We start from the raw sequence: 9,852 nt of genomic DNA, 5'->3' as shown, positions 1-9,852 counted from the left end.
GCCCCCACCGTGCGATACGCCCTGCTCATCCTCTTGCTGCTGACGCCCGGACTCGTCCGCGCGCAGGCCGAGGCGCTGGAGAATCCCGGCGCAGTGTCCGCCATCCAGGAGCGGCGATTCCGGATGCACCACGAGTTGCTGCTCGGCGTCGGCGTGCTGCCGGCCAACGCCTATTACAAGGGCCTGGTGGGCACCGTCGGATACACGTACCACTTCACTGACACCTTCGCGTGGCAGGTCGGGCGCGGCACGTACAGCTACAACCTCCAGACGAGCCTGCGCACCCAGCTCGAGCGCGACTTCAATACGTCCCCCAACGCCGCGGCCTTCCAGGACCAGGTGCAGTGGATGGTGGGCTCGGACCTCGTCTGGAGCCCGCTCTACGGGAAGATGGCCTTCCTCAATCAGTCGGTGCTGCACATCGAGGCCTTCCTGCTGGGCGGCGGCACGGTGGTGAAGCTCGACCGCGACGGCGGCTTCCGGCCTGCCGTCAACGTGGGGCTCGGCCTGCGCCTCTTCACGGGCAAGACGCTGTCGCTGCGCCTGGACGTGACGAACAACACCGTCTTCACGGGCGCCACGCGCGTCATCCAGGTGCCCCTCATCCAGCTCGGAACCGCGTTCAACTTCGGCGCCACGGAATGACCTCCCGCTCGCTCATCGCCGCGCTCACCAGCGCCGCGCTCCTCGTGTCTCCAGCGCCCGCCGACGCGCAGTCTCCGGCCGCCGCGCAGCCCACGTCCACCGCCCCCGCGGCCGCGCCCACCCAGGGCACGCCTCCGGCGGGAGCAAAGGCCCCCGGTGACGCCAAGGCCGACGCGCCCGACGCCGCCAGGCCCGCCGCGAACGCCCCAACGGCGGGCGCGGAAGCCCCGCCGTCCGCGCCGCAGAAGGTGGACCCGGGCGTCTTCGACAAGGCGCTCAAGGACTACTTCGACGGCAAGCCGCGCGACGCCGCCGGGCCGCTCCACGCATGGCTGCAGGCCGCGCCCAAGACGGACGAGAACTACGCCTGGGGCCAGTACTTCCTCGCGCGCAGCCTCATCGACCTGGGGCTGACGCACGCGGGCGCCTCGTACCTGGCCCGCATCGCCCGCGAGCGCTCCAACCCCAACGTGCTGCCTCGCGCCCTGGACACGCTCAAGGCGCTGACGGACCGGCCGCACGACGAGGTGATGATTGACGAGCAGGTGTTCGGCGCGCTGGACCTGGGCTTCCTCCCGGAAGACACGGGCGCGTATGCGCACTATCAGCAGGGTCTGGTGGACCTGCGCGTGGGCAACGAGCGCTGGGCCAACACCCACTTCGCCAAGCTGTCGGAGACGAGCCCCGAGGCCAGCCGCGCGAAGTTCGCGCTGCTCGTCACCCGACTGAAGCAGGTGAAGGAGCCATCGGACGAAATCATCTCCGACTTCCTGGCGCTGTCCGAGGACGAGAAGCTCACCCGCGAGGCGCGCAACGAGGCGGCGCTGGCGGTGGCGCGCCTGCGCTACGAGCGCAAGGACTTCCAGGGCGCGTTGGAGGCGTATGACCGCGTGAAGCTGCCCGAGCTGGACCCGGGCCGCGCCAGCCTCTACCTGGAGGAAGCGTGGACCCGCTACAAGCTGGGCGAGCCGCGCGCGTCGCTGGGCATCCTCACCACGCTGGACGCGCCGTCCTTCCGCGACGAATTCCTGCCGGACAAGTACCTGCTGCGCGCGCTCATCTACCGCGACTTGTGCCACTACCTGCCGGCCAAGCGCGCCGCCAAGGAGCTGACGCGGCGCTTCGCGGACTCGCTGGAGGCGGTGCGCAACCGCGAGGACCTCACCCAGGATGTGCGCCTGCGCCGCGCCGCCAACGCCCGTGGAAGCACCCAGCGCGCCGCGCGCTTCCTGGAGACGTTGGAGCTGGAGGGCGAGCGGCTGGGCCGCTACGCCGGCAGCTTCGGCGACCGGCTCTTCTCGCACCTGACGAAGCTCTATGACTTGTCCCGCGCCGAGGCGGTCCGCGTCCATGACGCGCGGCTGGCCGAGGCCGTCCGCCAGGAAGCGGACACGCTGCTGCGCGCCGCCGAGCAGGTGCGCCTGATGGAGTACGAAGTGGGCCTGAAGCTGTACGAGCGCGTGAAGAAGGGCGCGCGGATTGTCGCGCCGGAGGACGAGCAGATTCTGTCGCCCACGCAAACGGCCTACCGTTTCGACGGCGAATACTGGAACGACGAGCTGCGCTCCTACCGGGTCCGCATCGACAGCCGCTGCATCGAGGAGACGCCATGACCGGCCACCTGACGGGCCTGATTGCCGCCGCGATGCTCGCGGCCGCCCCGGGTGGCGCTGGACGTCCCGGCCCGGGCATCAACCCGATTGTCTCCAAGGCCAAGGAGCGCGACGAGCTCATCGCCAAGCTCAAGCGCGACATCTTCAAGGTGGACCGCGCCATCGGCGAGACGGAGCGCCTCATCTCCAAGAGCCGCAACGCGCCCTACCTGCCGGACCTCCAGTTCCGGCTGTCCGAGCTCTACGTGGAGAAGAGCCGCTACGTGTACTACCTCCAGGCCGAGTCGCGGCCGGAGGGGGCCAGCGGCGCCATCGTCTCCCCTGAGACGCGGCTGCTGAAGCAGAAGGCCGTGCAGATGTACTACCGGCTGCTGCGCGAGTATCCGGACTTCAAGGACGGCGACCAGGTGACGTTCTACCTGGCGCACGAGCAGCGCGAACTGGGTCAGTTCGACGAGATGCTCAAGACGCTCGGCGACCTGACGCGCAAGTTCCCTGGCAGCCCGCTGCGCCTGGAGGCGGAGCAGATTCTGGGCGACCACTTCTTCGACAAGGCCGACCTGGGCGAGGCGGAGAAGCACTACCAGGCCATCCTGGAGGCCCCGCCTTCTCCCGTGCACGACCTGGCCCGCTACAAGATGGGCTGGATTCGCGTGAATCAGGCCAAGCACGCGGAGGCTGTCACCTTCTTCGAGGCCGCGGCCGCCAGCGCGCCGCTGCCCGGCGTGGACGTGAAGAAGGCGCTCAACGTCAAGCGCGAGGCCCTGCTGGACCTCGTGTACAGCTACACCGAGGCCAAGCCCCCCAAGGGCGCGCTCAACTACTTCGAGAAGCTCAGCGACAGCCGCGCCACGTACGCGCTCGCGCTGGACAAGCTGGGCAACCGCTACTTCATCAAGCAGCAGTACGAGTGGGCCATCCCCGCGCTGCGCAAGCTGATGGAAATCCAGCACGACCCGGAGCTGGACCTGGAGCGCGGCCAGAAGCTCTACGACGCCATCAAGGCCTCCAAGGGCAAGGTGCTGCCGGACCCCGAGGACCTGCGAATCCTCGTGCGCGCCGCGGTGCAGAGCAAGACGGACCCCGAGCTGGCGGAGGCCGAGCGCAAGAAGCACCTGGTGGAGCTGGAGGAGATGGCGCGAGACCTCTCCACCCTGCTCCACGTGGAGGCGCAGAAGAAGAACGACAAGGCGCTCTACGTGAGCGCGGCGGAGGCCTATCAGGCGTACCTGGGCCTCTTCCGGCCCGAGCAGCACGTGCGCACGATGATGAAGAACCGCGCGGACGCGCTGTTCTCCGCCAACGCGTACCCCGAGGCCGCGCGCCAGTTCGAGGAGCTGGCCCGCTACCAGGTGAAGGCCAAGGACGCGAAGGGTGAGGAGGAAGCGCTCAACGCCGCGCTGCTGGCGCACTTCTCCACGCTCAAGCCAGAGGAGGCGCAGACGCGCAACGCCTTCGAGGTGGCGGACGCGCGTCAGGCCATGAAGCTGCTGGGCGCCGACTTCGTGTCGCGCTACCCCCGCAGTGAGAATGCCCTGGTGGTGAAGTTCAACATCGCCCGCGCCTACTACGAGGACGGCGAGTACCCGAAGGCCGCGGAGCTGTTCACCGCCTTCGCGCTGAGCCACCCGCAGCACAAGGAAGCCCCCATCGCGGGCAACCTGGCGCTGGACAGCCTGCGGCAGCTCAACGACTTCAAGGGCCTGGATGAGACGGGCAAGAAGCTGCTGGGCGCGCCGCTGCCGGCCAGCTTCCGCGCGGACGTGCAGAAGATTCTCACGCAGAGCCGCGCCGAGGCGCTGGATGAGTTGGCCCTGCAGAGCGCCCAGGAGACGGGCGACGTCATCCAGGGCCTGGTGAAGGTCGCCGACGAGAACAAGAACTCCGACATCGGCGAGAAGGCGCTCTACGGCGCGTTCACCGCGGCGCGCGAGAAGCGTGACATGCAGGCCCAGCGCGAGCTGGGCACGAAGCTGGTGCAGGACTACCCGAAGAGCCAGTACCTGTCGGACGTGCTGCTGACGCTGGGCCGGCACGCGGCGGAGGCCGCGGCGTTCGGCGAGGCGGCGGGCTGGTTCGAACAGGTGGGCCAGAAGCTGGGTGGCGACTTCGCCGCCGTGGACGGCTGGCTGGCCGGCGCGCGGCTGCGCATGGCGCTGGGCGAGCACAAGGAGGCGGCGCGTGACCTGGAGGCCGCCGCCGACATCGCTGGCGCGCGCAAGGCGGACATCCTGGTGATGCTGGCGGAGACCCGGCTGAAGCAGAAGGACTACGCCCGCGCGAAGACGGCGGCCGAGGCCGCGCTGAAGCTGGACCGCCACAGCGCCGCCGCGGCGGCGGTACTGGCCGAGGTGCAGGCCACCACGGCGCCCACCGCGCCCGCCGACGCGCTCATCGCCACCCTCACCACCGCGGTACAAGGCCCCAACGGCGGCACCGAGGAGGCGGCGAAGGGCCTGTGGTACCTGGGCGAAATCCTCTACCGCGGCTACAGGGATTTGCCGGCGGACCAGGTGGAGGAGAAGGTCGCCGCGCTCCAGAGCATGGAGGGCATCTACACGCAGGCCGCGTCGCTGGGCTACGCCGAGTGGGCGGTGGCCTCGCTGTGGAAGCTGGCGCTCGCATACGGCCACATCGCGGACGTGGTGGAGGGCACGGCCGTTCCCGCGGGCCTCTCCGCCGCGGAGGCGCAGCAGTTCCGGGCCGCCGTGAAGGAGCAGGTGACGCCGCTGAAGGCGCGCTCCGACGAAGCGTTCAAGGCCTGCTTGTCCCGCGCCGAATCCCTGGAGGTCTTCAGCGCCGCGGTGGTGGGCTGCCGCGCTCGCACGGAGACGGCGGCGCTGCCGGTGCCGCAGCCGGGCACGCCCACGCAGCCGGCGTCGCTGGAGGAGCTGCGCAAGAAGGCCGAGCGCACGCTCAACGCGGAGGCGCTGGAGGCACTGGGTCTGGCCTACCTGGACGCGCGCCAGTACGGCATGGCGCAGCTCACCCTGGGCCGCGTCACGGAGCTGCAGGACACGCGGGCCTCGGCGCACTCCGCGCTGGGCCTGGCGCTGCTCCACATGGGTGACGCCATGGGCGCACGCGAGGCCTACGGCCGCGCCATGGACTCCGACCCCACCTTCGGCAAGGCGCGCCTCAACCTGGCCGCGCTGCGCTGCCGCTTCGGTGACGTCGACGGCGCACGCCGCGAGCTGGCCGTGCTCAAGGACGTGGCCTCGCTGGGCGGCAACGACGTGGATGGCGGGTGGAAGGCATGCAAGTGAGGCCCTCGCGTGCATCGTGGCTCGGCGTCCTGCTCACCGCCATCCTCTGCGCTTGTGGCGACGAGGGCGGGCGGCTGGAGGGCAGCGTGACGTCGCTGCTCGACCTGCGCTACGACCGCGCGGAGGCGCAGTTGGCCGAAGGTGAGCTGGCGGTGAGCTTCGTCACCCAGCAGGGCACGGGCACCAACACGGTGCTGAAGGTCAGCGCCCGGGTGCAGGACATGCTCCCGGAGGGCTACACCGGCTCGCTGGACGTCAACCTGGCGGAAGTCCTGGCCAACGGCGCCCAGCGCGGCGCCATTGGCCGCAACGTGCTGGATGAGCCGGCGCGGACCTTCCCGGAGCTGCGGGTGGGTGGGCTGAAGGTGAAGGCCCTCCCCAGTCAGCAGGGCCAGCGCATCTCCGGCGAGTTCCACGTCACGTTCGTCAACGGCACCCACACCTATTCCGGGCGCACCATCTTCGGAAGCTTCGAGGCGACGGTTCCATGAAGCGCTTTGTCCTGCTCACCCTCCCCCTGCTCTCCGCGTGCGGCGCCAGCTACAACATGCGCGTGCCCGACTCGATGGAGAAGAAGCTCCCGTACGAGGCGCGCATCGAGCTGCTGGAGGCAGAGAACAACCTCGCGCTCGCCATCGACAGGGTGGACGAGGCCGACAACGAGATTGGCCGCGCCCGCGACAACATCCGCCGCGCCCGCTCCCGCAAGGAAGCCGCGGAGGATGAAGTGGACCGCGCGTCGGACGAGGTGTCTCGCGAGGTGGCGAAGCTGGCCATCGCCGAGGCCGAGGCCCGCGTGGAGTACCTGCGCGCCCGGCAGCGGCTCAGCGTGGGCCTGCGGGACGTGGAGCGGCTGGCGCTGCGCTGCGCCTTCGCCGAGTTCGAGCTGGCCCGGCTGCAGGCCGCCCGGAAGGCGAAGGTCGAGGGCAGCGAGCGGCTGGACCCGAAGGAATTCGAGGAGCAGGTCTCCGAGTGCAAGGCGGAGGTGAAGGAGGAACGCGCCGAGCTCGCTGGAGACGAGAAGGAAGAGAAGACGGCGCGGGAGGCGTGGGAGGCGAAGAAGGCGGCGCTCGCGAAGAAGACCTTCGACGCGCGCGCGAGTCCCTACGTGGAGAACCTATAATGAAGACTGCCAGCTTCCTGGTGCTCCAGCTCCTCACCGCGCAGGCCGCCGAGCCCGACTCGGCCACGCTCGAGCGCACCGCCGCCGTGGAGAGCGCGCGGTTGGCCGAGTCCCCCGACGACGCGGATGCCCTGTACCGCCTGGGCACCGCCTTCCTCGCGCTCAACACGCCGAAGAAGGCCGTGGCGCCCCTGAAGAAGCTGGTGGCCCAGGAGCCGGACCTCATTCCACCGAAGCTGGCCCTGGCCCGCGCGCTGCGGCTGTCCGGTGAGCCGGAGCAGGCGCGCACGGTGCTGGACACGGCCATCGCCGCCTTCCCTGAGGAGTCCACGCTCCGGGCCGAGCGCGGCCTGCTGGCGCGCGTGCTGGACGAGCGCGACGTGGCCATCAGCCAGTACGCGGTGGCGGTGGAGCTGGCCCCCCAGGACGCGGAGCTGCGCTTCAACCTGGGCGAGGCCCTGCAGCGCGCCAACCGCACGGACGATGCCATCGAGGCCTACCGTGAGGCGCTGAAGCTGGACGCGAAGCTCAACGTGGCCCGCGTGAATCTGGGCAAGGCCCTGGCGGAGAAGGGCCTCAACGGCGAGGCCAAGGAGACGCTGCGCGAGGCCACCCGGCAGAAGCTGGGTGACACCGAGGCGCACTACAACCTCGGCGTGCTCCTCATGCGGGAGAACGACCTGGACGGCGCCATCGCCGAGTACCAGCGCACGCTCGCCGCCGCCCCCAAGCACGCCAGCGCGCACAACAACATGGGCGTGGCGTTCAACGAGAAGGGTGACCCGCGCAAGGCCACCGACGCCTTCCTCAAGGCCATCGCCGCGGACCCGAAGTTCGCCGAGGCGCACTTCAACCTGGGGTTGGCGTACTACCAGCTCGGTGACTTCGCCCGGGCCACGAAGGCGTTCGAAAGGGCCGTGGTGCTGGAGCCGCAGCGGTCCAGCGGGCCGTACACGCAGCTGGGCCACCTGTACCTGACGCAGGGCAAGAAGAAGCAGGCCGTCGAGGCCTTCAAGACGGCCATCGCGAAGAGCGCCGAGGACGGGAAGAAGACGACGGAGGCGTACCAGGGCCTTGCTCGCGCGTGGCTCAGCCTGGGCAAGGCGGACGAAGCGGTGGCCACCCTGAAGACGGCCGTGGGCGCCTTCCCGAAGGACGCGAGCGCCCGCGCCGCCTATGGCGAGGCCCTGCGCGCCAAGGGTGACTTGGATGGCGCCATCGCCGAGTACGAAGAGGGTGTGAAGCTCGCCCCCACGCCGGAGAACCGGCTGGCGCTCGCGGATGTGTACGCGCAGAAGCGGGTGGGCGCGAAAGCACAACCGCTCTACAAGGCCCTCCTGGACGAGGACCCCGCCAATCGCGCCGCGAAGCTGGCGCTCGCGGACCTGCTGCTGGCCATGGGCGACTATGTGGCGGCGGAGGGGCTGCTCAAGCCCAAGGACGGCGAAGAGGCCGACACCGCGGCGCTGGCGCGGCTGGGCATCGTCCACTCGCGGCGTGGTCGGCCGGACTTGGCCGTGTCGGAGCTCGAGGCGGTGGTGGCGAAGGATCCTGCGCAGTTGGAGGCTCGCGCGGAGCTGGGCTTCATCTACCTGCGTGGCGGCGACGGCGCGAAGGCGAGGAAGGTGCTGACGTCCGTGCTGTCGGTGGACCCGCGCCACTCGCTGGGCCTGCTGTACATGGGCCACACGCTGTACCAGCAGGGCAACACGAAGGGCGCGGAGAAGTCCTTCCGCAACGCCGTGCAGGCAGACCCGAACTTCGCCGAGCCGCACAACGCACTCGGGCAACTGCTGGAAGCGACGAAGCGCATCGACGAGGCAAAGGACGCCTACAAGATGGCCGTGCAGTTGCAGCCGGACCACCCGGATGCGAAGGACGCACTGAAGCGGCTGACGGCGTCCGCGCCCACGCCGTAGGCCGCTCGCGGAACGTCTCGCCGCAATGCATGCGGCGAGATGGGCGGAGGGTGTGCACGCCCACGCCCTAGGCGTCTCGCGGGACGTCTCACGGCAAGGCCTGCGCGCGAGATGAACTGACCGCGCGCGAGCCCACAGCAGCGTGGACAGATGAGCGCATGGGCATCGCGTCCGCGCAGTCCTGCGTTGAGCCCACCTATGCCGGCACGCCGAGCAACAACGCGCCCACGGCAACGAGCGCAGCGCCCGACAGTTGCCGTCGGCCCAGGCGCTCACCCTGGAGCGCCGCGAGCACCAACGCGAAGGCGATGGAGGTGTTTCGAAGCGTCAGCACCACGCCTGCGCCTCCCCCCGCCAGCGCCGTCAACAACAGGCCGAACGACAGCGCGGAGATGAGCCCCGCCGTCAGAACAAGCCCCGGTGCGAGCAAAGCCTCCCGGCGGAAGGCAGCCCACCCCTGCTGACGGCCCCGCTCCAGGATGAGCACGGGCAGCGCGACGAGCAGGCCGGTGGCGAACAACGCAGGAGGCTGCGCGCCCGTCCCCAGCGCCATCTTGTAGCTCAAGTGGTAGCCCGCGATTCCCACCGCCGACAGGGCCGCCCACGCCACGCCCGCCCCTGCGGCCCCCGATGGACGGGACAGGTTCATCACCGCCAGCCCAACGCAGAGCATCGCCACGCCCGACACCGTCCACGAGGACACCGCCTCCCCCAGCCACAGCACGGACACGGGCCAAACGAGTAGCATCGCGCCGCCACGAGACACCGTGTACGCGAGCCCGAGTGGCGCCTGACGCAGCGACCGCGCGAGCCCCGCGAGGTAAACGCTCTCACACACGCCCGCCCACAGCGCCCAAACGAGCCCCTCCGAACTGGAGAACGCGGGGCCACGCATCCCCAGCGCCCAGATGCCACTGGCCAGGATGACCACGGACATGACGCTCACCACGCCCACTTCCGGATTGGGATGACGCTTGAGCAGCGCGTTCCAAGCCGCGTGCAGGAACGCGGACGACAACACCAGCACCAACGCAGCAGTCTCCAATGCGGCTCCTCGACGACGACCCACGCCCGTGACTACTCCAATCCCCGCTTGGGCGCAGCGCCCCCTTGGAGGCCGTTCGCGAGCTCGCTGTTCGGAAATGTCGGGACATTTGCCGGCGGTCTCAATCGGTGAACGCACCAGTCAGGATGCGCGGAAGGGAGCGCATCCGGGAGAGGTGCCCGGTGGAGAGTCGAGGCAAGCTCGGCAGGATGAGTGGAGAGGATTGGCTGGAGGTGCGGCG

Annotated in this window: 7 protein-coding genes; 6 read left to right on the top strand and 1 reads right to left on the bottom strand. The window is 69.9% G+C overall.

The window, feature by feature from the left end:
* The 6 genes from FMQ63_RS36095 to FMQ63_RS36070 form a co-directional block, all read left to right on the top strand.
* The coding region (locus FMQ63_RS36095) for an outer membrane beta-barrel domain-containing protein (protein ID WP_228556562.1) at positions 1 to 645 on the top strand (645 nt) is incomplete at its 5' end.
* A complete protein-coding gene (locus FMQ63_RS36090) occupies positions 642 to 2,258 on the top strand; it encodes a hypothetical protein (protein WP_011551445.1) in 1,617 nt (538 codons plus the stop codon). The genes FMQ63_RS36095 and FMQ63_RS36090, both read left to right, overlap by 4 nt.
* Positions 2,255 to 5,524 (top strand): tetratricopeptide repeat protein, encoded by a 3,270-nt coding sequence (locus FMQ63_RS36085; RefSeq protein ID WP_011551444.1) that lies wholly within the window; start codon positions 2,255 to 2,257, stop codon positions 5,522 to 5,524. Before FMQ63_RS36090 ends, FMQ63_RS36085 begins: the two co-directional genes overlap by 4 nt.
* Positions 5,506 to 6,015 carry a hypothetical protein gene (locus FMQ63_RS36080; protein WP_011551443.1) on the top strand — a complete coding sequence of 170 codons (510 nt, stop codon included), beginning with the start codon at positions 5,506 to 5,508 and terminating at the stop codon, positions 6,013 to 6,015. The genes FMQ63_RS36085 and FMQ63_RS36080 overlap by 19 nt, the downstream gene beginning before the upstream one ends.
* Complete coding sequence (locus FMQ63_RS36075) at positions 6,012 to 6,647, top strand: hypothetical protein (RefSeq protein WP_011551442.1); 636 nt, start codon at positions 6,012 to 6,014, stop codon at positions 6,645 to 6,647. The genes FMQ63_RS36080 and FMQ63_RS36075 overlap by 4 nt, the downstream gene beginning before the upstream one ends.
* Positions 6,647 to 8,566: a tetratricopeptide repeat protein gene (locus FMQ63_RS36070; protein ID WP_011551441.1), complete on the top strand. Its 1,920-nt coding sequence runs from the start codon at positions 6,647 to 6,649 to the stop codon at positions 8,564 to 8,566. Before FMQ63_RS36075 ends, FMQ63_RS36070 begins: the two co-directional genes overlap by 1 nt.
* Positions 8,567 to 8,762: 196 nt before the next feature.
* Here the strand turns inward: FMQ63_RS36070 and FMQ63_RS36065 are convergent, their stop codons facing one another.
* Positions 8,763 to 9,635, bottom strand: a complete 873-nt coding sequence (locus tag FMQ63_RS36065; protein WP_011551440.1) for an EamA family transporter — start codon at positions 9,633 to 9,635, stop codon at positions 8,763 to 8,765.
* Between the last annotated feature and the right edge of the window lie 217 nt (positions 9,636 to 9,852).

It is taken from the genome of Myxococcus sp. CA005, assembly GCF_006518205.1.
Lineage (GTDB): Bacteria > Myxococcota > Myxococcia > Myxococcales > Myxococcaceae > Myxococcus > Myxococcus xanthus.
Note: the sequence above shows the minus strand (reverse complement) of the source record. Positions and strands in the feature narration are given on the sequence as shown.